The sequence below is a fragment of the Thalassolituus alkanivorans genome, from assembly GCF_020447205.1.
GTDB lineage: Bacteria > Pseudomonadota > Gammaproteobacteria > Pseudomonadales > Oceanobacteraceae > Venatoribacter > Venatoribacter alkanivorans.
Genome location: NZ_JAJAEL010000006.1, coordinates 404,349 through 429,182, shown reverse-complemented (window position 1 = coordinate 429,182; position 24,834 = coordinate 404,349). Strand labels below are relative to the sequence as shown.

Below are 24,834 nucleotides of genomic sequence, written 5' to 3'. Positions count from 1 at the left end.
AAGACCTATGGATATCATGCAGGTCATCAAAGACCAGATCGAAAGCAACGACATTCTGCTGTACATGAAAGGCTCACCAAACCAGCCGATGTGCGGCTTCTCTGCCCGTACTGTGCAGGCGGTGATGGATTGTGGCCAGAAGTTTGCCTACGTGGACGTGCTGTCTAACCCGGACGTGCGTACCAATCTGCCGGTATACGCTAACTGGCCGACTTTCCCGCAGCTGTGGGTAAATGGTGAACTGGTTGGCGGTTGCGATATCGTCACCGAAATGCACGCCAAAGGTGAACTGAAGCCGCTGCTGGAACAGGCGGTTTCTGCCTGATCTTAAGCACCAGAAAAAACCCGCTGCGGCGGGTTTTTTTATGCCTTTTATTTCCCCGTCTGATTTGATCCGGCAGATAACCGCAAGCTTATTCCAGACTCCGGCTGGTGTTGCAGCAGCAGTAATCCGGATATTGTTTTTATTTATTAATTTTCCGGAATTGTTATTGCTGATTAATTTGAATTTAACTGGTGAGTGAATATTTCTGTAAACTTAACTCTAAATAATAATTTTTACTTGATGCTATTGGTTCTTATTAGTATATTGCCGCCATTCAGTTTTTCTTAACCATTACCGGAGTGTTTTATGGATGAAGTACGGCATTGCCGCATCAATCGACCAGCGCTGCTGGCTGTCGCTGTAACACTGGCTTCTGTCTCTGCAGGGTTGCAGGCGGATGAACAGCAGATCCGTTTACCAACCATTAATGTGGTGGGGCAGGATGAAACCGGCGTGGCTCGCCAGCCAGGCTCTGTCACCGTGATTGATAAAGAACAACTGGAAATTCTGCAGCCGCGCTCTACTGAAGATGCGCTGCGTCGCGTGCCGGGTATTGCCATCAAAGGTGAAGAAGAAACCGCGGTGGTGGTAAACATCGGCGTGCGCGGTCTGCCGGCCGACAGCACCAAAACACTGATTCTGGAAGATGGGGTACCCGTTGCTCCGGGTCTGTTCGTCGGTAACGGCCGTTACTTCAACCCGCGTATCCAGCGCATAGAGAGCATCGAAGTTCTGAAAGGCGCAGCTTCTCTGCGCTACGGTCCGAGCACCATCGGTGGTGTGATCAACTACATCACCAAAACACCGGAAGAAGGTGCGGCATTGTCTGTACGCACTGGCAGCTGGAATACCCGTGAAGCAACGCTGGAAGTAGGCGGTGCCTCGCCATCCAAAGACGCGGTATTCGGTGCGGTGATTACCAAGGCCGAAAGCGATGGCTTTATGGATAAAGGCTACGATATGACCGACATCATGCTGAAGTCGGGTCTGGCCATCGGCAACGATCAGTGGCTGGGGATTAAATTCACCGACTACCGCAACGACGCCAATATTTCATATCGTGGTCTGCTGCTGGCCGATTATGAAGCCGGTGCAGATTACAACCCGGCGCCGGACGATTATTTACTCACCGGCCGTCGTGGTCTCGATCTGAACCACGAGTGGGATATCAACCAGAATCTGCGTCTGAACACCTTGGTGTACTGGAGTGAAACCTTCCGCGATTACTGGCGTTATGGGATTAACGAACAAGATCCGGTAACAGCTGATGGTCGTTGGAACTATCGTAATGGCCCGGGAACGCGCTTCAAAAGAAACAGTGATGGCACATTCACAGAAGAAGCATTTGATCTGGCTGGTTACAACCGGCAGTTTGACCGCGTAGGTATTGAGACCCGTCTGTTTGTTACTCACAACAGCTTTGGTATTCAGAATGAAGCCGAAATCGGCGTGCGTTATTTAACCGAAGAAATGCAGGACCAGAGCATCGAGGCAACCCGCTTGAAGGATCGTACCGGTACGATTGCCCGTGACCGTGTCGATACGGCGGAATCCTTTGCGGTGTTTGTGCAAAACCGTTTTATGATCACCGATGCATTGGCAGTAACACCGGGTGTGCGGGTTGAGATGTATGAGCAAGAGCGGAAGGATCTCCGCAAAGACAATGGTAGTAATACCGCAGACACGAAAAATACCGAGGTGTTACCAGGGGTAGGTGCGACTTGGCAACTGAGCCCTGCAGCTCAGTTGTTCGGTGGCGTGTACAAGGCCTTCTCACCGGCCGAAAACGGCGTGGCACTCGACAGCCTGACCGATCAGGAGCTGGAAGCTGAGCGTTCCACCAATATTGAAATTGGTGTACGCGGTGGTTTAGGGGCCTTCCATTATGAAGCGGCGGCGTTTCAGATGGATTTCACCAATCAGATCGTGACCGGTAACTCCAATCCGCTGCTGAGCCAGACCAACGCTGGTAAAACCCTGCATCAGGGGCTGGAACTGGCGGCTGGTTATATGCTGAATAACGGTTTTTACGTTGACGGTAACCTGACCTATATCCCGACTTCGGAATACCGTTCTGGTACTGATAAGGGCAACCGCATTGTGTATTCACCGGAAGTGTTGGCGAATCTGGCGCTGGGTTACAGCACGGGCAGCCTGAAAACCGAACTGAGCGCTAATTACACCGGTTCTCAGTACGCCAGCAGTGATAACCGCAAAGAAATCAGCGGTACCGGTGCTGATGGTCTGGGCGGTATCTGGGGCGGCGAGATTGATGCCTACACCACCCTGAGCCTGAATGCTCAGTATCAGGTAGGCGCGCAGCTGACCCTGTCCGGTTCGGTGAAAAACCTGACCGATGAACGTTACATCAGCGGTCTGCGTCAGGGCATTTACGTCGGTCCGGAGCGCAGCTTCGATATCGGTCTGCGCTATCAGTTCTGATCCTGCATCCATGCCGAAAGAATCCCGCCTTGTGCGGGATTTTTTTGGTTTCCTTTCTCTGTGCGTTGAGTCCGGCGGCCGGTCGTGGTTCCATAGCGCGATGCTGGAATCTGATAACAACCCTGCCGGACACCTTCATGAACACCGAAACTGCTGAAGCAATGCGGCTGTCTGCTGACTCTGCAGTACTGAATGCGTTGTTGCAGATCAAAAGCCGCTGGCCAGAAGCGCCGCACTGCGGGCTGAACCGTCAGGGGTTGCTGGCGGCACCGCTGCAGCAGGCACAGATGCTGTGGCTGAATGCCCCGGCCGGTTACGGCAAAAGTGTGCTGATGGCTGACTATGCCCGTGCGCAACAGGCGTTGGGCGTGCCGGTTTTGTGGTGTCGTATTGATAGCCAGGACCAGCCGGCGGCGCAGTTTCTGCTGCATCTGCTGGAACTGGCCGCCCGCCACTGGCCCGCTATTGAACAGACGGCGCTGGCGCACTGGTATGAAACCGGTCACGGCGGTGGTCTGGCAGGACGATGCTTACCAACTGCAGATTGGCCAGGATTGGTTTGCGCTGGACCTGCTCAGCTATCAGCTGATGGCGGCGACAGCACCTGCCGAACCTGCAGCAGTGCTGCAGGTTTTACCAGCAGAACTGGCCGCAGCACGTAATGAGTCCATCAGCTGGCAGCGGGTGTTGCTGGATCTGCATTCCGGCCGCTGGTTTGGCAGCTGGGGTGTTTGGGTGGTTGATGTTGCCGCGCTGATTTTGCTGTTTCTGGCATTATCCGGAGCCTGGATCTGGTTCAGCCGCAAGCGTGGTTTCTGAACCGCAGAACCACAGCTGATCGGTAAAGAATGGTCATCGCCATCGCTGATGAGTACAGATGCGCCACTTCGTGTAATATGCTGCATAACTTAGCCGCCGCTATGTCGCTGCAATCAGCCTGTGACGGCGGTTTTTGATCCGTTAGCCGAGTCAGACAGTTTTCATGGTGTTTACAGCAAAGCCCGACGCGTCACAGTCGCCCTGGCTGGAATCCCTCGATCAGAAAGCGGTAGCCGCCTGGGTGCTGCTCAAAGGCCGTCGCCCGGATGCGCCGGTACACGCACTCGACCGTGCGCCGCTGCTGCTGAACGCGCTGGAGCAGACCCGTGTAGTGTGGGTTAACGCGCCCGCCGGTTACGGTAAGACCGTCTTATTGGGCGATACCGCCAGAGCGGCCGAGCGTAACGGCACCTCTGTTATCTGGCTGACCCTCGACAGTCGCGATACTCCCGATGCCTTTTTTCTGCGCCATTTCCTCGAAGCGGCTGAACGCCAGCTGCCCGGTGTGGCGACCGATGCCCTGGCGCACTGGCACGAAACCGGCCGCCGCGGGCACGTCGACGTTGAACAGGTGTTACTGCTGTGGCTGCAGGAACTGGCCAGCTTCGAGCGGCCTTTGCTGCTGTGCTTCGACGATGTGCACTGCCTGCAGGACAGCGACAGCTGGCAGGTGCTGAACCTGATTGTTGAGCAGTTGCCTGCTGGTGTCAGCATGGTGCTGGCATCGCGCTATATCCCCAATCACCTTGGCCGTCTGCGGCTGAACTCTGCGCTGGGCTGGCTGGGCGTCGGCGAGCTTTCTTTCAGCGATGATGAAACCCAACAGCTGTTGTTATTGCATGGTGTGGATATCAGTCCGCAACAGATTCAGCAATTGATCCGGAGACTGGCTGGCTGGCCCGCCGGACTGGCAATCTGGCTGGCCTGTTACCGCGCCGCCGGACGACCGCTGGAGCCGGCGGCACAGCTGGCGCAACAGGAGCTGAGCGATTATCTGCTGGGTGAAACCCTGCATCGTTTACCCGCAGATGTGCAGCAGTTTGTGCAGCAGGCTGCGGTGCTGGGCAGTTTTAATGAAGAGCTGCTGCAGCATTGCACCGGCTCGGCGGATTACCATCAGCCGTTGCAGCAGGCTTTACGCCTGAACCTGTTTATTGAGCCACAACTGCACCGTGCGGGCTGGTTCCGCATGCATCCGGTGATGGCTGATCTGCTGGCGCGACAGCTGCCCCAGCAGGAGCGCAGTCATCTTCATCATCTGGCTTATGACTGGCTCAGTCAGCAACAGCAGCCGGTTGCTGCATTGCATCATGCCCGTGCAGCGGGCCTCAGCCAGGAAGTACAGGACTGGGTTGAACATGAGGCCGAAACCATTCTGGCCAATCTGGATATCGCCGGTCTGTTGTCATGGTTTGAATTACTGGGCGACGGGTTGCTGTACTCCTCGCCACGTCTGATGGCCATTGCCGCCTGGTCGTGGTTGCTGACCCATCAGCGTGAAAAAGCCGAAGATATGATCAGCCGCCTGCTGCAACGCCAGTGTCTGGCCAGCTTTGAAGAGGCTGCCTTGCAGGGCTATCTGGCGCGGTTAAAAGGTCAGTTAAGTCAGGCCGAACCTTTGTGTAAGCAGGCGCTGGAAAATCTGCCGCCGGCTCGTTTTACCCTGCGGATTCTGATGAGTTCAACGCTGGCGCAGCTGCGTCTGGCACAGCACGATGCCGATGGCGCACGTATCTGGAACCGGCTGGCGCAGGATCTGGCACGGCAGAATAACGCTCCGGCGATGGAAGCGCTGGCACTGTTTGATTACGCCCGCATTGAACTGAATCGCGGTCATATTGCTCACAGCCGCGAAATCGTTGAGCGTGGCCTGGCCTTGCTGAGTGGCTATGGTGAGCACGGCGAACGTTTACCGCGCGGTCGTTTACTGCTCTACCGTGCCGTGTTGCGCTGGCTTGGCGGTCATGATGACACCTTATTGGATGAAACCCTGCAGCAGGGCATTTCGGCCAGTACCCAGGTTCATGATGTGTGCGTCTGTTACGGCTATGCCATTATGGCGATGCGTTTTACTGCTGCCGGAGATTATGCCGCGGCACTGAATGCCCTCGACAGTGCAGAGCGGCTTATGCAGCGCTGGCAGGTCGAAGTGGACAGCTACCAGTGGCTGATCATGGTGAAAGCCAATGTCTGGATTTCTCAGGGTAAGCTCAGCCGGGCACAAAGTTGCATTGATCAGCTGTTACAGGGACAGAGCTGCGCGCAGCTGCCACGGCCGGAGTTATTTCCTATGCTGCCGGGACTGGCGGTTGCGACCCAGGCCCGGTTATATCTGCTGGCCGGTAAAGCCGCTGAGTGCCTGCACGAAATCGACAGTTGGCTGCGCCAGCGTAATAACAACCTGAGCATGATGCTGCTGCAATTACTGCGTGGTGCCGCGTTGCGCGCCCAGAATCAGCACACAGAAAGCCAGCAGATTTTCCTGCAGTCGGGTCGTGTGCTGCAGCGTGAGGGAATTGGTCTGGATCTGCTGGTCTGGGTGCCGAATCTCAGTGATTCTCTGCCACAGCGTCCGGACAGTGAGCCGGCGGAGCTGAGTGTTAGTCTCAGTGAACGTGAACTGGAAGTTCTGCGCAAGATTGCCCAGGGGTTGTCCAATCAGGAAATTGCCGATCAGCTGTTTATTTCCCTGCATACGGTTAAAACCCACGCCCGCAAAATTAACGTCAAACTGGCCGCCAAGAGCCGTACCCAGGCAATTCATCGCGCCAAAGAACTGCAACTTATCTGACCGTCCCGGTCATTTCCTTTCTCTGTTGTTATATCTGTTGTTATCTCCGTTGCCGGAATGAAGACTCATTTTGGTGGCCCTAGATCATCCCGCAGGCTGGCGGGATGTGTCTTCCTCGACTAAACATTGAGAAGGACTGGATTTGATGGATCGACTATGACGACGCGATATAAAGCAGTTGTACTCAGCAAAAAATCTAATGAACAGCTGAGTGACCTGTTGGACGAAAAATACCATTTACTGCAGGCCGACAGCGTCTCTCAGACGCAGCAGCTGGCGCAGGAACACGACCTCAAACTGATTCTGATTGATGGCAACAGCATTCCCTCGGATGCTGTCATTGATACCTGTCGTCAGCTGAAAGACAACAGCGAGCTTCCGGTTGTTGTGCTGGAAAACGAAGAAACGCTGCAGCATAAACTCGATGCCTATGACGCCGGCTGCGATGATTACCTGTCGCCGTCGATGATGTTTGAACTGAAAGCCCGTCTCGACCGGGTGCTGTTCAATAAAATTGCCAACGACCAGCTGAAGATGCAGCTGAAACAAGCCAACGAAATGGCCTTTATCGCCATGTCTGATACGTCCGATCTGGGCGTGAATATCCAGTTTCTGCTCGATGTGAACCGCTGCAGCAATATTGATGAGCTGGGTATGCGCCTGTTTCAGGCGCTGCAGAGTTACGGCATTAACTGCAGTCTGCAGATGCGCAGCCGTTATGGCGTAAAGAATATGGAAGCCAACGGCATGGCCAAGGATATGGAATCTGTGCTGATGAGCGAATGCAAAGACAAAGGCCGTTATGTCGATTTTGGCCGCCGCTCCATTATGAATTATGGTGGCGTGTCGCTGCTGGTGAAAAATATGCCGGTGGATGACGAGAAAAAATACGGCGCCATTAAAGATAATGTTTTCTCGCTGTTGCAGGGCTGTGATGCGCGTATTCAGGCACTGGATAACTTACAGTCGCTGGCGCTGGAAAGCCGCCTGGTAAAGCGCCTGAGTGGCCAGATGAGCTATATGATGTCAGCGGTGGATGTGTCTTATCAGAATGTGATGCGCGATATCGCCGATGTGGTTGAAAACATGGCCGATGGGGTAGAGCAGAGCCTGCAGTTTCTGGGAATGGATGAGCGTCAGGAAGCTGCAATGCAGAAGATAATGGAAACCGGCATCGCTGAAACCAACCGCGTTTTTAACGAGGGTATCCGGGTGGATGAAGGGCTTAATGTGTTTCTGCAGAAGGTTGACCGGGTCTTTTCTGCCGACCATGTTGATCCGCAGGAGGTACAGGCTCTGCTGGATATGATGCCGAAAAATGACGACACCGAATCATAATCATTAAACCGACAGCCTCTCAGAGAGGCTTACGGAAACGCAGCGTCATGCGGTCGCTTTCACCAACAGCCAGATATCTGGCTTTATCAGTTTCACCCAGCCGCAGTGTCGGTGGTAAGGTCCACACCCCGGCAGGATAGTTTTTACTGTCGGCGGGGTTAGCATTGATTTCACTGCTTGCTTCCAGAATAAATCCAGCCTTTTCAGCCAGTTTCTGCACGTAGGCTTCACTGACATAGCCGGACTCAATCATCTGTGCACGACTGAACTGCGGTGGTGCCCTGTGTTCAACCACGCCCAGAACCCCTCCTGCTTTAAGAGCAACAAACATGCTGTTAAACATCGCTTGCTCCTGATCATTGCGCATCCAGTTATGTACATTACGGAATGTCAGAATACGGTCGGCTTGTATATCAGCGGTTAACTGGTTCTGGCGTGGCGGCTCAAGCATTCGCACATGAACCGGCCCGTATGGCTGGCCTGATTGTACAAACTCCCGGTCAAACGCCGCGCGGCTGTTACGGAAAAACGTGACCGGAGAATCCGCTGCCCAGTGGGCGGCAATAAACCGGCCCTTATCCCGCAGATAAGGTGCCAGAATGCGACTGTACCAACCCGCGCCCGGCCAGATTTCCACCACCGTGTGATGGGGTTCAAGCTGAAAAAAGGTCAGTGTTTCGGCCGGATGGCGATAATGGTCACGGGCCCGGTCTGCTGCTGGGCGGACACTGCTGTTGACCTGTGTGACGAGGGTGTTGCTGCTCAGGGATGCGGCATTTGGGTTACCGGCCGGACTGCTGCAGCCGTTGAGCGAAACCGCTAATGCTGCACTGAATGTGATCAGCAGGGTGGTGGATAAAGCATTCCTGGCCAGCATAAAACATCCCTGTGCAAGTGTGTCGGATCGGGTGGGGCCGTGCTCAGTGCACGGCCGGTTTCTGTACGTCGTCTGCTTTGCTTTTGTCTCCGTTTGGACAAGCGCTTTCCAGCAGCTCCACTTCCCAGGGCGGATTCGGACGGATGCTGTCGATAACGAAATCGACAAAGCTGCGGACTTTGGCCGACAGATGACGGTTGCTGGGGTACAGCGCATGAATCGGGCTGGCTTCAAACGGCCAGTCGCACAGCACCGGTACCAGATTACCGGCACGGATAGCCGGAGCGGCAATCAGCATTGGCACGGGGGAAATACCGGCGCCCGACAGCGTCAGGGCATACAGGCTGGCAAAATCATTAACCTGCAACCGTGGTTTAACCTGAACGGTGTACTGCTCTTCTCTTGGCCCACTCATTGGCCATTGCAGCCACTGGGAGCCGGTCAGCAGGCGGTGTTCGTGCAGTTGCTCCGGGTGGTTCGGCATGCCGTGACGTTCCAGATATTCCGGACTGGCACACAGGATGGCGCGGACATCTCCCAGATAGCGGCCGATCAGGGATGAATCTTCCAGCTGGCCAATGCGGAATGCGACGTCGATCCCTTCCTGCACCAGATCCAGACGCTGATCAGACAAGACCAGATCAACCATCACCTGTGGGTGTTGTTCCATAAATTCGGCCACCAGACTCGACAATACGGTCGAGCCGAACAGGACCGGTGCGGTGATACGCAGGGTTCCCGTTGGCGTGCTCTGCATCTGGGTAACGGCGATATTGGCTTCTTCAATTTCGCTGAGAATGCGTGCGCAGTGGTTGTAGTAAGCGTTGCCGGTATCGGTCAGGCGCAGGCTGCGGGTGGTGCGCTGGATAAGGCGTACGCCGAGGCGTTCTTCCAGCTGGGTGATCTTGCGGCTGACCGTGGACTTGGGCAGACCAAGGTTTTTGGCGGCTCCGGTAAAGCTGCCGGCTTCTACAACATGAACGAAGATAGCCATCTCGTTCAGGTCAAATTCTTCACGCTTACCAATCAACATGGGACAGTTCCTCTTGCGAATGGATTCAGTATGGGGGCTATTTGTGAATTTTAAAGGTGATTTTGGAACAATAGCTATAAAAAAAACATGATTAGCTAAAAATTGCTGTCTTTAGTGGCTTGTCTGCCTCTGGACGTCGATCGTTCAAAAATGTACCTTGGTACCAAAATAATAAAAGATCAGGAATTCTGTATGCGTGATCTGAGTTTCCGTCCCTGTGTGGGAGCTGATGCCCGTGCCGCTGTGCCACTGATTTACAGTTCTGGTCCCGGAGCTTTTAACTACGTGTTCTGCAGTCGTCATGAACAGGAGGCGCAGAATTTTCTCCACCATGCATTCAGCAATGGTCGTTCCGAGTTTGGTTTTCAGCAACATCTGGCAGCGGTGATCGATGGCGAAGTGGTGGGGGTCGGCGCCTTGCGCACGCAGGCGGAAAGTGCGGGATTTATGCTGGCGGCGATACGTGATATCGGCAGCTTTTATGCTGCCCGGCAAGTGCCGGGAGTCATGTTCCGCGGCTTGCGCACTGAGCGGGTGATCCGTCCGCCACAGGCAAACCGCGGATTAATCTATCAGCTGGGCGTTAAGCCGGAAATGCGCGGTCGCGGTATTGGTGAGCAGCTGGTAGAGCAACTGATTCTCCGTGCGCAGACTCTGAGTCTGACCCATGTTGCTCTGGATGTCGCCGATAATAATCCGCGGGCGCGGGCGTTATATCTGCGCTTGGGCTTTAAGCCACGGGTCATCCGTCACGGAGGTTTTCAGTCTGCTTTCGGCGGCATTGGCAGCCATGAATATATGGAAAAGCCCATCGTCTGATGGGCTTGTCTGGCTGTGGTTCTCAGATTTTGGCTTTAATGCCGAACGAGATAATGGTCGGTAAATCGGTAACCTCTTCTTTTTCGCTGTAATCCGCCCCTTTGTATTCGTAGCCGGTGACGTTATCACGTCCGTACAGGTTCAGGATTTCTGCGTAAAAGTCCATTTCCCAGCCACTGAAGCGGTAGGTACGGTCAGCACGTACATCCAGTTTGTGATAGGCCGGTAGGCGTTCGGAATTCAGATTGCCATAGATCGGGTTATACAGTGCAGGATCATCGGCATCCTGTACGGAACCTTCAAGTGGTGTAATTAACTGGCCGCTCTGATAGCGCCATTTAAAACCAATCTGCCAGTCTTTATTCAGTTTGTAATTCGCCACGCTGTTGATAATAACCGGCTGGTCGTAGTTATAACTGAAGTCATCTCCGGTCAGATTATTGGTGCGGAAGGTGCGTGAGTAAGCCACCGACAACCAGCCATACCAGCGCTCGGTCAGGTTTTTATTCAGGAAAAATTCCATGCCCCAGGCTTTGCCATCAGCATCATTGGTATACAGTGGCAGGTCGTTATATTCATCATCTGTCAGGCTGCTGTAATAGGCCTGACCCGGGCGGCCGATAATGATGTTATCCAGGTCTTTATAATAAACTTCGAATTTCCACAGCATGTCATTGGCCAGCTGATTTTCAATACCCAGCTCGTAGTGCGTAGCGGTTGGCTGTTTCAGATCCGGATTACCGAAAGGTGCGACATAATCACCAAAATTATCCGGCAGAATATGGTGGCGGCCATAGGCACTGGTAAACCACCAGTTATTGGTGAACTGCCAGCGGCTTTGCAGGCGAGGTTCACCGAAATACTGCTCGGTATAATCATCATAGGACAGCGCAACACCAGGGGTCAGTGTCCAGTTCTGGGTTACGTCCCAGGCGTCTGCAAGGTGTGCATCGTAGTGATAAATTGTAGGTTTACCGTCACCTTCCAATACTTCGGTGCCATCTACGATACGGCAATCCGGCGTAAATTCATCACAGGGCGGAGCTTCAAAACGGCCTTTGTAACTGATCTGGCTTTCCGTTAATTCCACACCCCAGCGTAATTCATGCTGGTAATTCAGTGGGTAGCTGAACTGACTGCGCAGGTTATAGTCATTTACTTTCACGTCGATTTTGTTGTCGGGGCCAACTCGGAAACCAAGTTTTTGCTCCATTTGCGACAGGCCGATTTTATGGGTCATGCCACTGGTATACAGCTTTTCCCAGACCAGCCCCTGGCTGTTGAAAAAGGCTTCAAAAGCCAGTCCGCCGGATAACCCCGGGTCCTGCAACACAGTGTCAGAATCTTCGGCAAATAACAGACCGGCTTTATCGCGTGAACCAATGGCCTGGAATGACAGGGTTTCCGTTGCGCTGATGCGGTACTCATATTTTCCCTGATAATCGTAATATTCCGGTACAGTTGTGAACTCGAAGTCTTCGTCATCGAGAAAGTTCTCGATGTAGTACTGAAACAGACTCTGCCGCGCAGCAATGTAAAAACTCTGATTTTCGCTGAGCGGTTGTTCGATAAAAATACCGGCCTTCAGCAGGCTTGCGTCAATAATAAACTGGCTGCGGTCATAATAGGGGGAGCGTGATGTGGCATCGATGACGGCGCCGGTTGCGTTGTTGTATTGCGCCGGAAACGCTGCAGTTTCGAGGGTAAAATCTTCAACGACATTATCGCTAAGAATACTGGACGAGTCGGTATGGAAAATATAACCAACGGGAATAAAATCAATAATATAAGCATTGTCATCCGGGGATGAACCACGCACGGCCGGTGCCGATGTTCTTCCTCCGGTAAAGGTCACACCGGGAAGACTCTCGATTGCGCGCAAAGGGTCATTACCTGAACCGGGAATCTTCAACAGCTTTTCTGTGGAAATCTCGGTCAGTTTCTCCTCTTTTCCACTGATCTGTACTGTATCCAGTTCAATAGCTTCAGTTTCATCGGCACTGGCCGGGGCAGCAAAAAGAAGGCCGGAGATCAGCAGGCCAGCCAGCTGTATCTGTGCTGAGAGTGCGGTGCGTTGAGGCAATGCCATCGGTGATTTCATCGGACGTTTTCCCTGTTGATAATTCACAGATATAGTCATAATAGAGCTGATGTTAGCAGGTAAAGATGAATGCAAGGTGAACCATTGAGAGGTTTTGCTGTCATCTGCGCCGCGGCCTGAAGAAACAAGCCGGACGGCGCCATCAGTTCGGACAATCCCCCGGATATTCATAACGGATATCTGCGTGATAGGTATTACCAGCGGAATCCATAATGTTACTCAGGCCACGATAACGCAGCAGGCGCTGACTGTCGCGCTCATAGGTCAGCTCTATCGGATCCAGCAACCAGGCCAGCAGGCGCGATTTCAGGCGCATGCTGAGCACCAGTTGACGATCATCCAGCGATGTCCTCTCCAGCCGGAAATTAACAAGATCCTGACGGGCTGCAGAAGCAAAACTGAAGCTCACCTCTTTACCTGACAGTAACGATTGCCAATGAAGACGTACAAATTCGTCAAATCCGGCATCAATGACCAGATTTTCCGGCAATTCTGTAAGGAGAGTCTTCTGCTCTTCTGCTGCAGAATTCTCCTGCAGGCTCAATAGCAGGCTGCCATCATCATTATATTTGGCCTGCTCATGATAATGATGGCGTAAGTCCTGCAAGCGGAAGTCGGGCGCTGCCGGGTTACTGAAGTATTGATTTTCCTTTTGTGCTATCAGCTTTCCATCGGCATTAAAGTAACTGACGTTACGCCGGTAAGGTTTATCACCGCGCAGCTGCAAACGGTGCTTTTCACAGTAAAGCAGCTGCCGGGGGTTGTCCGGTGCATAAGCCTTTCCGGAATAGATCATAACCTCAGTGACGTCTGCCTGTGCATTAAGGATAAGTCCTGCCAACAATACTTTAACTGAAGTGGTTAACATGATTATCGCTCCCGGCGAAAAAGGGCAACCGCCCCCAACAATAATGCCCAGGCGGAAGCTATCAGCAGTAACGCTGGTGATGTCAGCTGTACCGCATCAAACAGTGAGCCTGCGTAATAACTCCAGGGGGCTGCAACAGCACCAAGGGCTGCGGCCAATAATGGCTTTTTCAGCAACCAGGCCATCGAGTGATACAGGGTTGCTGAAAAAGCTGTCCACAGCAGAATCAGCCACAGTGGTATCAGTGGGCCTTCGTAAGAAGGAAATGTCAGCAAATCAAAATTCAGTAATAAACTGTCAAACAGCGTTCCTCCCAGTGTGATCGTAATAATCAGCCACAATTCTCCGGTTTTAAGCTGCCACCAGTGCCAAAACATAAATAGCGAAACGCAGAGAGAAGCCCATAAGTTTCCGCCAATGACACAGGCAATCCAGCACAGCTGAAAACCGATAATATTCAGCAGAAGAGCCATTTTTTTGCTGCTTACCATTGCGTTCATTGGCAGGTTCATATCAGCTCAGATTACCCAATAGTGGCGGACGGCGATTTAATGGTTTGGCGAATACCAGCTGAACATCACCGATTACCCGCTCGGCAAATCCGCCTTCGCAGTAGGCAAAATAAAAGTCCCATAAACGGATAAAGGTTTCATCATAGCCAAGGGCCATAATCTGCTCACGGTTACTGAGAAAACGCTTACGCCATGCATCCAGCGTGCGCGCATAATGGGGAGTAATATCCTCCATATGAATCATTTTCATATCACTTGCGCGTGTAACAGCCTGACTGATGGCCGTGACGCAGGGAATGAAGCTTCCCGGAAATATATAGCGCTTAATAAAATCGACTTCATTTTTTGCCTGATCATAGCGCTGGTCATCAATCGTGATCGCCTGAATAAGGGCAATACCGTCATCTTTCAGCAGCCGGCTGCAGGTTGCTATGTAGGTATCCAGATACTGATGTCCAACGGCTTCAATCATTTCAACAGAAACTAACTTATCGTACTGGCCTTCCAGCGCACGATAATCCTTTTTTAGCAGCGTGATTTTATCTTCCAGTCCTTCTTCGCGCACACGCCGTTCAGCCCAGGCATACTGCTCTTCAGAAATGGTGGTTGTGGTGACTTTGCAGCCATAGTGTTTAGCTGCATGAATTGCCATGCTGCCCCAGCCGGTACCGATTTCCACCAGATGATCTGCTGCTGTGAGCTGCAACTTCTGGCAGATACGATCCAGCTTGTACACCGACGCTTCTTCCATGCTGGATGTTTCTGCAGGGAATATACCACTGGAGTACATCATGGTCGGATCCAGAAACAGCTCAAACATTTCGTTACCCAGATCATAATGAGCAGCAATATTCCGGCGTGAACCTTTCTCTGTATTGCGATTAAGGTAATGAAAGCCTTTCAGCAGTAATTTCCCAAAGCTGGCCAGTCCGCCGTCGATGCTGTCAACCACGTCTTTGTTGCGTGCGAGCACCCGGATCAGCATGGGAAGGTTTTCACTTGTCCAATCACCGGTCATATAAGACTCACCCGCTCCGACGCTGCCGTTAAGAGCAATATTGCGGTAAGCCTCCGCATCCAGTATTTCAATTGCAGCACTGAATTCTGTAGCGGCCGGATTGCCAAAAATATGCTGCTGATCTCCTTCTTGCAGGCGTATACAACCGGTATGAAGATTTTCCAGTGTATTTAACAGTGCGTTCCGGCATAAGCGGTCGAGCCAGTGCATTTTTTCCGGATTCATCGTCAGAGTTTTCATCGCATTTGCTCCCGGCCAGAGCTGGCCTCAGACTTGTTATTGAGTTCGGTTTCAGGTGAGGGTTTACCCGGATGATCGTAAAAAGGTGAACGGCGCAGCCAAAGCTTAAAAGCATTCCAGTAAATACCGGCGACAACTTTCAGAGTCATCAATGGAAAACGCCACAGCACTTTACTCATCATGGCACGGGAAAATTCTCGTCTTTCCAGCTTCATCGTTGCATCGAAATCTTTATGGCCCAGGTTCGCAAGGTTAAAGGTATCCATATGAATCAGCAGTTCTTCTGCCGGATTCTGAATGACCCAGCGGTACTCCATGGCCATTGGATTAAATGGTGATACATGAAAGTCTTTATTAAAACGGTATTCGTAGCCGTGAAATCCTTTAAAAGAAGTACTGACCAAATGACGGACAGGTACGATACCCTGCTGTTTCTCTATCGTGGTGTTACCGGCGGTTGTGTTACCAGCAGTTGTGTCATTGCTGGTTGATAGCGTGTAGTGAAAACGCTCGCCCCAGGGGGTATTGGTAATTTCTGCAAGAATACCGGCAAGACTGCCATCGCTGCGGTAGCCAAAATAAAATGTAACCGGGTTTATCAGGTAACCAAAGCTGCGCAGGTTGGTGAGCATGGAAACACGCTCGACCCGTTCATTTAACTCCTGATAAAAGGTATTGACCAATAAACGCTTGAGATCCGATGGTTGGTCACAGATCTTATGTTCAGCAGCAAAATAGTCATCACGACAGAAGCGGATCAAGGCCATACCTTTACTGCCGCATTTCCACAGCGGATGCCGTGCCAGTACCTGTTCTGCTTCATCCAGATCAAGCAGTACCATAAAAACCTGGTATTTAAAGGCGTTATCTGTCTGAGTAAAGCGGCGATGGCGAACCCAGCCAGTATAAATCGCGCTGTGCCGAGCCTGAGCAGATGGTCGGCCTGAAGGCTTTTGCTGCTGGAATATCACAGCGACACTCCCAGTGATTCAGTAACGCGCAAAGCACTTTTAACGCCGTCTTCGTGAAAACCATTAAACCAGTAAGCACCACAGAAATGGCTGCGGTTATGACCACTGATTTCAGTATGACGTTGTTGTGCCGCCATACCTTGCAGAGTGAACACCGGGTGTGCATAACGGAAAGATCGCAGGATTTTTTTCGGGTCAATATCTCTGGTCTTATTCAGCGTAACGCAGAAATCAACCGGAGCATCATCAAAGTTCTGCAGGCGGTTCATATAGTAGGTTACCGCGACGGTATCCTGATCTTTTTGACCGATATGGTAATTCCAGGCTGCCCATGCCTTTTTGTTTTCCGGAAGAATACTGCTGTCGGTATGCAATACGACATCATTCATTTTATAAGGAATTGCCCCCAGAATTTCCTGCTCTTCTGTGGTTGGATGGGCAAGCATCTTCAGCGCCTGATCACTGTGACAGGCGAAAATAACCTGGGAATAGCGTTCAGCTCCCCGTGATGAATAGAGCATAACGCCCTGATCATCACGCTCTACCCGGGTAACTTCCGTATTCAGATAGATATGGCCCGCTTCCAGATCCTGCTCTATGCGGCGTACGTAACTGCGTGAGCCATTACTGATTACCCGCCACTGTGGCCTTTCATCCACGCTGAGCATGCCGTGGTTGTTGAAAAAGCGCAGGAAGAAGTACAGAGGGAAATCCATCATCATGGCTTCGCTGGCTGACCAGATCGCAGCGCCCATGGGGATGATGTAATAGCGGCGGAAGTAATCGCTGTAGCCTTTGCGGATCAGGTATTCCCCCAGTGTTTCGCTGTTGCTTACACTGCCGGATGCGAGTTCTGCGCGGGTTTCTTTGTTGAATTTCAGAATATCCCTGATCATCCAGAGAAAACGCAGGTTGAAAATGTTACTGCGCTGGGCAAAGAGAGAGTCCAGAGAATGGCCGTTGTATTCCATTCCCGATCGCTCGCATTTAACACTGAAGCTCATATCCGAGTTTTCAGCGGCAACACCCAGCCGGTCCATAAGACGAATAAAGTCAGGATAGGTCCAGTCGTTAAAGACAATAAATCCACTGTTAACCGGATAGGTTTTTCCTGCGACCTCAATATCATTGGTCTGAGTATGCCCGCCGAGATAGTCACCGGCTTCATACAGATGGACATCGTATTTTTCACGTAACAGCCAGGCACTGGTCAGGCCGGAAATTCCGGAACCGATAATCGCAATACGTTCTTTCATGAGTGATGGTCTCCGGTTTCAGGTTGTGGATTGTTACGTGCCATAGCGCTGGTTATTTTCAGTCGCAGGCGGGCGGGCAATGCACCTGTCAGGCGCAGTATCAGGGTGAATAAAAATGGGAACCGGATTTCCAGGCGACGTTTTTTCAGTCCCCGGATAATGATATCTGCAGCACTTTCAGCATCGATTTTTCCGGGCATTGGAAAGTCATTGCGATCTGTCAGGGGAGTCTTAACAAACCCGGGAGATATAATGCCAACATCAATCCCTTTGTGTTTCAGATCCGCCTGCATGCACTGGAGAAAATGGCGTACAGCTGCTTTGCTGGCACCGTAGGCCTGAGCACGTGGCATCGCCAGCCAGGTCACACTACTGCTCATGCCGGCAATATAACCCTGTTGGCTTTTCTCCAGCAGGGGCAGTGCGGCCTGAACGGTATTGACCAGACCGAAGAAATTGGTTTCATGAACGCGTCGGATTAATGCCCCATCAAAATGGTCGACATCGACATATTCACAGGTGCCGGCATTCGCGATTAAGGTATCGATATAGCCGAACTGGGCCTTAATAGCCGCTGCCGCAGCCAACATTTGTGCGGCATCAGTAATGTCAGCAACCTGAATGCTGACATTACTGTAATTTTCAGCCAGTTTTTGCAGAGCTATCGCATTGCGTGCACTGATTATCAGGTGACGGCACTGTTGCTGTAATTTATGCACAAGGGCTTCACCAATACCGCTTGATGCTCCGGTTAACCAGATAATCTGATCTGTCAGGGGCAAAGGGTTTTGCCTGTTCTTTATATTTCTGAGTGTCATTGCATGCGCTCCTTCAGCTTACGGATAACCCAGCCAAGCAGAGGAATATGCTCATACAGCATGGCACCGGCATCAAAAAAGTCGCGGTGATATACAATGCGGTTATTTTCCCAGCGCAGTTCACTGCAGCCTTCGATGGTAATCAACTCACCGTTACGCAGGCGCGGGTGACGGAAATTCATGGTCCAGCGCAACATACTGCGCTCATCCTGATGCCAGCTGCTGGTGAAAATAAAATCGATATGGTTAACGTTGCTGTACATGCCGATAAAATAGTCTGTCAGTTCGCGGATACCATGGATTTCATGGAAGGGATCGCTGAACACAATATTGTCGGCATAGCAGGTGCTTAACAGCTCACGAGAAATGGTATCGCGGTTAAGGTGGTGGTAAAGCGTCTGAAAGCGTTCAGCACTGTTACTGCCGGAAACTGCGGTAAGCATATTCACAGTGATTTCTCCTGCGATGTTTGCAGAGAGGTGTTACGGCCTTCCTCAAGAACATGGCGTGGAACCGGGCTTAGGTCGTACACAATTCCGATCCAGCTCATGAGTTTCAGAATCAGATAGGTAATATCCAGCTCCCACCAATAAAATCCCTGGCGGGCTGATACTGCCCAGCGGTGATGATTGTTATGCCAGCCTTCGCCCAGAGTCAGCAGGGCCAGAAATGCGTTGTTGCGGCTTTCATCTTTCGTTGCAAAACGCTTTTTGCCCCAGATATGCCCCAGAGAATTAATAGTAACGGTAGAGTGAAACAGTAATACCGTAGAAATAAAGAAACCCCAGACAACCAGTTGCAGACCATTGGTGTTTAATTCCGGTGCCGCTACCGCTAGCCATTCGCCAGCCAGAAACAGCAGTACAATAAGCAGTAAGGGAGCAACGCTGTCATAACGGTTCAGCCAGCGTAATTCGGGAAAGCGGGCAAAGTCTTTGATGCGCTGATACTGGGTGTTGAATGATGCATCACAGGTGAACCAGCCGGCATGACTCCACCAGAAACCACGCTTTACCGGTGAATGAAGGTCTTCATCGGTATCGGCATGCTGGTGATGAGCACGGTGATGAGCAGCCCACCAGAGTGGTCCGCGTTGTGCTGCCATATTGCCAAGTAAGGCGAAAATAAACTGCCAGAAACGATTGGTTTTATAAGCCCGGTGAGAAAAATAACGGTGGTAAAAGGCTGTGATAGCAAACAGTCTTAACCAGTAAAGCGCAAAACACACTGCTAATGCCGTACTGCTTAACGGAAGAAAAAACGCCAGTAAACACAGCAGATGAAGAATAATAAATGGCATAACCCTCAGCCAGTTAAATTCTGTACTGTGCATGTCATCATCCTGACCGCTTTCAGAATCGAACCAGCGCATGATGTTACGCCACAGGTTCCCGTTACGTGGTGATCCTGTGGATGATGAAAGGCCGTCATTGTTATTCATGCTCATCTCCGGCATTGGCCGTGGTTAGCGTCTGTTTAAAAGCGTCCAGCGCCCGTTGGCGGGCAAATTTATGCTCTACCAGTGGCGGTGGATAACCGCAACGCTGACGTTGCAGGTTGTCTGGCTGGTGACGTGATGCGCCGGGAAGATTGATTAATTCCGGGATATAGCGGGCGATAAAATCACCCGAGGCATCAAATCGTTGTGATTGAGTGGTTGGATTAAATATACGGAAATACGGAACGCCATCGGCACCGGTTGATGCACTCCATTGCCAGCCTCCATTATTGGAAGCCAGGTCAGCATCAAGCAGCCACTGATTAAAAAAGGCTTCGCCTTTGCGCCAGTCAATCAGCAGATGTTTGGTTAAAAACATGGCGCTGATCATGCGCAGCCGGTTGTGCATCCAGCCTTCCGCAATAAGTTGTTTTTGTGCTGCATCAACAACCGGATAACCGGTACGACCTTCACACCAGGCTTTGAAATCCGCCTCGCTGTTGCGCCATGGAACCTGCTCGGTATCGGGTTTAAAGGCTTTGTGCTTGCACAGTTGTGGAAATGCGACCAGCAGATGACGATAAAATTCGCGCCAGATCAGCTCGCTGATCCAGCTGTCAAAACCGGGGCTGCCACCGGTAAAGCGGCCATTATTATGATCAAGTGCGACATGCAGGCACTGGCGCACAGAAATCAGACCTAATGACAGGTAAACCGATAAACGGCTGGTTGCGTCTTCGGCAGGAAAATCACGCAGTTGTTTATAGGCACAGCCACGCTCTTCCGCAAAGCGGTTCAGACGCAGGTGAGCTTCGTCTTCCGTAGCGGGCCAGAGCGGATCGGCAACGGCTTTTATTGGTGGAGCACTGAGTAATAAACCGGATTGCGCCTTAATCAGATCTGTTAACGCTGACTGTATTTTCTGATCGCGTTGCTCTGGCCGTGGCAGCGGTGCTGCTATAACGCTTTCTGCCTGCTGAATCCAGGCGCGTTTGAATGGCGTAAAAACTTTAAACGGAAGATCCTGTTTAGTGCGTACTTCACCTGGGGGAACCACACACTGGTCATGGAATTTATACAGTGATATTTCCTGCTCACGGCACCAGCGGCCAAACTCGATATCGCGCCGGCGCTCGTTGACTTCATATTCGATATTAAAAGCTACCGAACGGATATTCAGCTGAATAATGATGCGCTGAAGAATCTGATTGCAGTCAGCAAATGTATTAGCCGTGAGAATCAGAAGAGGAATATTCAAAGACTCCAGTTCAGCCTTCAATGCCAGCATGGTGTTTTCCATCAGCTGTATTTTTCGCTCGCCTAAGCCATGCTGAAGCCATTGCTGACGGGTAACAAAAACGACGCCGACGACACCTTCTTCAATATGTTTGCAGGCATGCCACAGTGCAGGATTGTCGCGGCTGCGCAAATCGGTACGGAACCAGACTAACTGAGTCAATGGAAACCTCCGTTATGAGTATGTTTCTCTGCATTGTTGTCAGTTTTTTTTTCAGTGTTGTTGCCGGTAATAAAGGTTCTTACCTGGCGGGATAACTGATCAGGTAATCTGATCAGTGTTTTATGCTGTACTTGTGTATCCGGAGCAGCACCGGAAAGAAAATGTGTCACATGGCAATGGCTGAAGTAGTCCTGCCACTGTTGCTGGTGAGCCGGAATTAACGGATGAAAATGAATCCAGACATTGGCTGCGGGTATCATCGTCAGGGTTAAACCCAGATCGGAAGGTGTTGGTTGTGGACCAAAGTATTCAACCCGGAATTCTGCAGCTCCCAATGCACAGGCACAGGCAAGCGTTTCTATTTCGGCATGCTCGTGATTGGTGGCAAGTAACAATACCGGGCCTTTATTATGGCGTTGTTGCTGCAACAGCATGGCGCCAAATTTGCGCTTCAGCAGATGTTCGAATGCATGTGTCACAATAAGGGGGGTACTGCTGCTGCGCAGAAAATGCAGTACAGGTGACAGACAGCGCTCGTAATAAACGGCCAGTGGATAGCTGGAAAAACCGGCATTCCACAGCTCGTCGAGATGTTGTGTATTCAGATGCTGTGCGGCACGGATAACCTGCTGCTGCTGGTTCAGCCAGTCGTCATTATTATTGCTGCTGTTTTCCTGACCATCTTTCAGCAGTAACTTTACCTGGCGGATCGGGTAACCCTGATCCAGCCAATACAGAATGTGGCGCACGTGCTGAATATGCTCATCGGTGTAAAAGCGATGGCCTTTTTCGGTACGTTCCGGGCGAATAATGCCGTAGCGCCTTTCCCATGCACGCAGCGTTACCGGATTAACTCCGGTAAGGCGGGCAAATTCCCGGATAGGGTAGGTACCACGATCATCGAGGCGATTCATATCGCGTTCCGTAAACCCAGTTCATAAGGGTGCGGATTCAGATACACCTGCTGACAGGCGTACTGGTTACTTTCGCCATAGCGGTTGAGGTGATGTTTAAGCAGGGTCAGCGGTACGACCAATGGAATAATTCCCTGGCGGTACTGGTTTATGATTTCGCTCAGTTCAGCTTTATCACTGGCGGAGATCAGCTGTTTTAAATAACCCTGTAAATGCATCAGCGTATTGGTGTGCATTTTACGGCTGGCAGGTTTGGCCAGCGCTGTCATTAACTGCACAAAATAATCCTGCGCCAGCATTTTCAGATTACCTTCCCGCAGATTGGCCAGCAGTCGTCCCATGCTCTTGTAGTGCAGCATGCTGTGCGCCATGACCAGATATTTGTAGCGCGAGTGAAAGCTGATCAGACCTTTGCGGCTGATACCGGCCGCCTGAAACTGCTGCCAGTCGTGATAGGCGAATACACGGGTCATAAAATTCTCACGCAGCGCCGCATCATTCAGCCGTCCGGCTTCCTCAACCGGTAACAGCGGGTGAGCTTTGCAGAAAGCATCGGCATAAATGCCACGGGTGCTGCCTTCAGGATGGCCATTGGCGAGGTAGCGCTTAACACCAAACAGGCCGCAGCTTGGGCTTTTCTGCATAAAGATGTAGCCACACAGTTGCTGCTGTTGCTGTGCCTGACGGGCGCCGTATTCTGCCAGTGCATCGGTAACATCGATGCTGCTGTCAGTCACACCGACGGCACGGACGTTGTTGTCGGCGGCATGTTCGCTGACCAGGCGGATAGGCTCGCGTGGTGTGCCCATACCAATGGCAACTTCCGGGCAGATAGATACAAAGTCAAAGTACTGGCTCAGAGTGTCGGTACAGAAACGTGAGCGCTTGTGCGAACCGTTAAAACGTACCGCCTGACCCATCAGGCAAGCGCTGATACCAACCGGGATGCGGTCGGAGCCAATGGTGCTGTGTGTGGTCTTGAAGGGATGCTGCTGAGCCATATGTATAACCTATGCATCGTTTGTTGTATAAGTCCATTCTGGCTCTGATAAGTTCTACAAGTCAATCATCTTTGTATAATATTTTTCACTTTTGTATAAGGCTATGATTGTTAAGGAATTTGTCTGTCAGGGCGGATGGGGTGGTACAGAGTGGCGTTATACAGCGCGCAGAAAGACTGGCTGCAATATCGTGGCGGGGATCTTCGGAAGTCAGGAAATGCGGGCAGGAGGCCTGCCCGTGGGGATGCTATTGCAGCTGGCGCAGTACGACCTGGCTGATGGCTCTGGCGACTTCAGGTTCCAGGCCAATCGGGGGGTGTAAGTGGATACTGATATGCATACCTTCCTGCTGCAGCAGCTGCTGCATGTTATCCAGCATGGCGGGTACGTCTTTACGCAAATGGCGGCCTGCGGCAAAAAACAGCGGTAATACATCGATCTGGCCATAGCCTTCTTCAGCCAGACGCCTTATCTGGCTTTGCAGTGAAGGTTCTGCCAGTTCCATATAGGCCAGTTCGGCCCGTGCCTCCGGGTCGCTCAGGCTGTCACGGATGCGTTGTAATAACTGATCGAATGGCGCCAGCCAGTGCGGGTCGCTGCTGCCGTGAGCAAGCAGAATCGAAGCGGTTTTCAGTGTCATAGTGGTTCTTCTGCCGTATTCGGGAGTGTGGTCAGTAATGTTCGTGCAGCCTGCTGGCCGCTCAGCCAGGCACCTTCAAGGCTGGGGCTGTGGCACCAGTCGCCGCAGACAACGAGTTGCTGCCCGATGTCACTTAAGGCGCCCAGTGTAAGGCTATTGGCTGGTATTGCGTATAGCCAGCGGTGCAGCCACAGCGTGTCGGGTTGTTGTTGCGGCTGTTGCAGTGCTGCAAAGAAGGCGCTCAGCAGTTCCTGTTGCACCAGCTCACGCGGGGCATCGGTATGCTGGCGGCTCCATTCGTGGCTGGCCTGAATCGCCCAGGCCTGTTTCTTGTCCCGTCCGGGCTTGCTGCTGTTGCGCGCAATCCAGCTTACCGGGCCCTGTTTAACAAAAACGGCATCTGCAGCGCAGTTCATTGCCTCTGGCAGTGTCAGCAGCAGTGTCCAGCAGGGCAGCATATCCACCTGTTCACATTGCGCTGCCAGTTGTGGCGCGGCGCTCAGCAGCGGTATGGCCTGTTGTGGTGGTGTGTTGATCAGCAGGCCGTCGAACGGGCCGAATGTCTTACCATCATCGCAGCTCAGTGACCATTGACCCGTGCTTGCCCCGCGGCTGGCGCTGACAATGCGGGTGCTGGCGATAAAGGCCGCCGCAGGCTCCAGCAACGAGCGGCTTAGGCCGGTCATGCGCGGCATGCCGACATAGCGCAGCACAGTATCCGGCGAAGGGTGCAGACCTTTGGCATCGGCAATCCAGGGAGTCATATTCCATTCCTCAACCCAGCCGTAGTGCTGCCATTGCTGCAGTTGCGCGGTAAAGGCAGCGCTGTGGGCACGGATAAACTGCGCCCCCATATCCCAGCTGGCATCGCCAACTTTTTTAGTGGCCATGCGTCCGCCGGAACCGCGGCTTTTATCAAATACCGTCACCTCGTGCCCCTGTGCGGCAAGAAGTTGCAGTGCGCTCAGTCCGGCCATGCCGGCGCCAATGATTGCTATGCGGGCCATATAAAATCCTTATCGGCTCTGTATAAGTTTTCCATTGTAGCGCTTTTCCTTGTGATGTATAACTATTGCATAGCTTTGAAAATGCTTTGCATCGTTTCAGATGCCTTGCATAGCTGTATGAAAATAAACTGCCGTTAGCGGCCCGTT

At 52.0% G+C, this 24,834-nt stretch carries 23 protein-coding genes; 6 read left to right on the top strand and 17 right to left on the bottom strand.

Translation table 11 applies throughout. From position 1 onward, the window contains the following. Positions 1 to 7 precede the first annotated feature (7 nt). Complete coding sequence (gene grxD / locus LGT44_RS03895; protein ID WP_230330618.1) at positions 8 to 325, top strand: Grx4 family monothiol glutaredoxin; 318 nt, start codon at positions 8 to 10, stop codon at positions 323 to 325. A 306-nt stretch (positions 326 to 631) separates the two neighbouring features. Beyond that, positions 632 to 2,767: a TonB-dependent receptor family protein gene (locus tag LGT44_RS03890; RefSeq protein ID WP_230330619.1), complete on the top strand. Its 2,136-nt coding sequence runs from the start codon at positions 632 to 634 to the stop codon at positions 2,765 to 2,767. Here LGT44_RS03890 and LGT44_RS03885 read toward each other — a convergent pair. Continuing rightward, positions 2,758 to 3,255 carry a hypothetical protein gene (locus LGT44_RS03885; RefSeq protein ID WP_230330620.1) on the bottom strand — a complete coding sequence of 166 codons (498 nt, stop codon included), beginning with the start codon at positions 3,253 to 3,255 and terminating at the stop codon, positions 2,758 to 2,760. The genes LGT44_RS03890 and LGT44_RS03885 overlap by 10 nt on opposite strands. Before the next feature lie 4 nt (positions 3,256 to 3,259). Between LGT44_RS03885 and LGT44_RS03880 the strand changes: the two genes are divergently transcribed. The 3 genes from LGT44_RS03880 (at position 3,260) to LGT44_RS03865 (ending at position 7,715) form a co-directional block, all read left to right on the top strand. After that, positions 3,260 to 3,586, top strand: a complete 327-nt coding sequence (locus LGT44_RS03880) for a PepSY-associated TM helix domain-containing protein (RefSeq protein WP_230330621.1) — start codon at positions 3,260 to 3,262, stop codon at positions 3,584 to 3,586. A 163-nt stretch (positions 3,587 to 3,749) separates the two neighbouring features. Continuing rightward, complete coding sequence (locus tag LGT44_RS20095; protein ID WP_328296330.1) at positions 3,750 to 6,377, top strand: LuxR C-terminal-related transcriptional regulator; 2,628 nt, start codon at positions 3,750 to 3,752, stop codon at positions 6,375 to 6,377. A 156-nt stretch (positions 6,378 to 6,533) separates the two neighbouring features. Continuing rightward, complete coding sequence (locus LGT44_RS03865; RefSeq protein WP_230330622.1) at positions 6,534 to 7,715, top strand: response regulator; 1,182 nt, start codon at positions 6,534 to 6,536, stop codon at positions 7,713 to 7,715. Positions 7,716 to 7,734: 19 nt separating this feature from the next. On the opposite strand, the gene LGT44_RS03860 is transcribed toward LGT44_RS03865, so the two are convergent. Then, positions 7,735 to 8,592: a class I SAM-dependent methyltransferase gene (locus LGT44_RS03860; RefSeq protein WP_230330623.1), complete on the bottom strand. Its 858-nt coding sequence runs from the start codon at positions 8,590 to 8,592 to the stop codon at positions 7,735 to 7,737. A 43-nt stretch (positions 8,593 to 8,635) separates the two neighbouring features. After that, a complete protein-coding gene (locus tag LGT44_RS03855; protein WP_145466283.1) occupies positions 8,636 to 9,625 on the bottom strand; it encodes a LysR family transcriptional regulator in 990 nt (329 codons plus the stop codon). Positions 9,626 to 9,817: 192 nt separating this feature from the next. Between LGT44_RS03855 and LGT44_RS03850 the strand changes: the two genes are divergently transcribed. Beyond that, a complete protein-coding gene (locus tag LGT44_RS03850) occupies positions 9,818 to 10,444 on the top strand; it encodes a GNAT family N-acetyltransferase (RefSeq protein ID WP_230331299.1) in 627 nt (208 codons plus the stop codon). A gap of 22 nt (positions 10,445 to 10,466) precedes the next feature. On the opposite strand, the gene LGT44_RS03845 is transcribed toward LGT44_RS03850, so the two are convergent. From LGT44_RS03845 to LGT44_RS03780, 14 genes are all read right to left on the bottom strand, one after another. Then, positions 10,467 to 12,545: a TonB-dependent receptor plug domain-containing protein gene (locus LGT44_RS03845; protein ID WP_230331298.1), complete on the bottom strand. Its 2,079-nt coding sequence runs from the start codon at positions 12,543 to 12,545 to the stop codon at positions 10,467 to 10,469. 142 nt (positions 12,546 to 12,687) lie between these two features. After that, on the bottom strand, positions 12,688 to 13,413 hold the full coding sequence (locus LGT44_RS03840) for a hypothetical protein (protein ID WP_230331297.1): 726 nt from the start codon (positions 13,411 to 13,413) through the stop codon (positions 12,688 to 12,690). Between the two features lie 2 nt (positions 13,414 to 13,415). Continuing rightward, positions 13,416 to 13,886, bottom strand: coding sequence for a DUF2878 domain-containing protein (locus LGT44_RS03835; RefSeq protein WP_230331296.1), 471 nt, complete (start codon positions 13,884 to 13,886; stop codon positions 13,416 to 13,418). Between the two features lie 40 nt (positions 13,887 to 13,926). Next, positions 13,927 to 15,183 (bottom strand): SAM-dependent methyltransferase, encoded by a 1,257-nt coding sequence (locus LGT44_RS03830; RefSeq protein WP_230331295.1) that lies wholly within the window; start codon positions 15,181 to 15,183, stop codon positions 13,927 to 13,929. Further along, entirely contained in the window at positions 15,180 to 16,154 is a 975-nt protein-coding gene (locus LGT44_RS03825) for a DUF1365 domain-containing protein (protein WP_230331294.1), read from the bottom strand. The genes LGT44_RS03830 and LGT44_RS03825 overlap by 4 nt, the downstream gene beginning before the upstream one ends. Further along, complete coding sequence (locus tag LGT44_RS03820) at positions 16,151 to 17,410, bottom strand: NAD(P)/FAD-dependent oxidoreductase (RefSeq protein ID WP_230331293.1); 1,260 nt, start codon at positions 17,408 to 17,410, stop codon at positions 16,151 to 16,153. Before LGT44_RS03820 ends, LGT44_RS03825 begins: the two co-directional genes overlap by 4 nt. After that, positions 17,407 to 18,192, bottom strand: a complete 786-nt coding sequence (locus LGT44_RS03815) for an SDR family NAD(P)-dependent oxidoreductase (protein WP_230331292.1) — start codon at positions 18,190 to 18,192, stop codon at positions 17,407 to 17,409. Before LGT44_RS03815 ends, LGT44_RS03820 begins: the two co-directional genes overlap by 4 nt. Positions 18,193 to 18,224: 32 nt before the next feature. After that, positions 18,225 to 18,671 carry a nuclear transport factor 2 family protein gene (locus LGT44_RS03810; protein WP_230331302.1) on the bottom strand — a complete coding sequence of 149 codons (447 nt, stop codon included), beginning with the start codon at positions 18,669 to 18,671 and terminating at the stop codon, positions 18,225 to 18,227. A 2-nt stretch (positions 18,672 to 18,673) separates the two neighbouring features. Then, complete coding sequence (locus tag LGT44_RS03805) at positions 18,674 to 19,669, bottom strand: acyl-CoA desaturase (protein WP_230331291.1); 996 nt, start codon at positions 19,667 to 19,669, stop codon at positions 18,674 to 18,676. Beyond that, on the bottom strand, positions 19,662 to 21,125 hold the full coding sequence (phrB, locus tag LGT44_RS03800; protein WP_230331290.1) for a deoxyribodipyrimidine photo-lyase: 1,464 nt from the start codon (positions 21,123 to 21,125) through the stop codon (positions 19,662 to 19,664). Before phrB ends, LGT44_RS03805 begins: the two co-directional genes overlap by 8 nt. Then, entirely contained in the window at positions 21,122 to 22,039 is a 918-nt protein-coding gene (locus LGT44_RS03795) for a MerR family transcriptional regulator (RefSeq protein ID WP_230331289.1), read from the bottom strand. The genes phrB and LGT44_RS03795 overlap by 4 nt, the downstream gene beginning before the upstream one ends. After that, positions 22,036 to 23,040, bottom strand: coding sequence for a YbgA family protein (locus tag LGT44_RS03790; protein WP_230331288.1), 1,005 nt, complete (start codon positions 23,038 to 23,040; stop codon positions 22,036 to 22,038). The genes LGT44_RS03795 and LGT44_RS03790 overlap by 4 nt, the downstream gene beginning before the upstream one ends. A gap of 247 nt (positions 23,041 to 23,287) precedes the next feature. Further along, the gene (locus tag LGT44_RS03785; RefSeq protein WP_230331287.1) at positions 23,288 to 23,680 is read right to left on the bottom strand and encodes a sirohydrochlorin chelatase; all 393 of its coding nucleotides are present in this window, start codon (positions 23,678 to 23,680) and stop codon (positions 23,288 to 23,290) included. After that, positions 23,677 to 24,687 carry an NAD(P)/FAD-dependent oxidoreductase gene (locus LGT44_RS03780; RefSeq protein ID WP_230331286.1) on the bottom strand — a complete coding sequence of 337 codons (1,011 nt, stop codon included), beginning with the start codon at positions 24,685 to 24,687 and terminating at the stop codon, positions 23,677 to 23,679. The genes LGT44_RS03785 and LGT44_RS03780 overlap by 4 nt, the downstream gene beginning before the upstream one ends. Between the last annotated feature and the right edge of the window lie 147 nt (positions 24,688 to 24,834).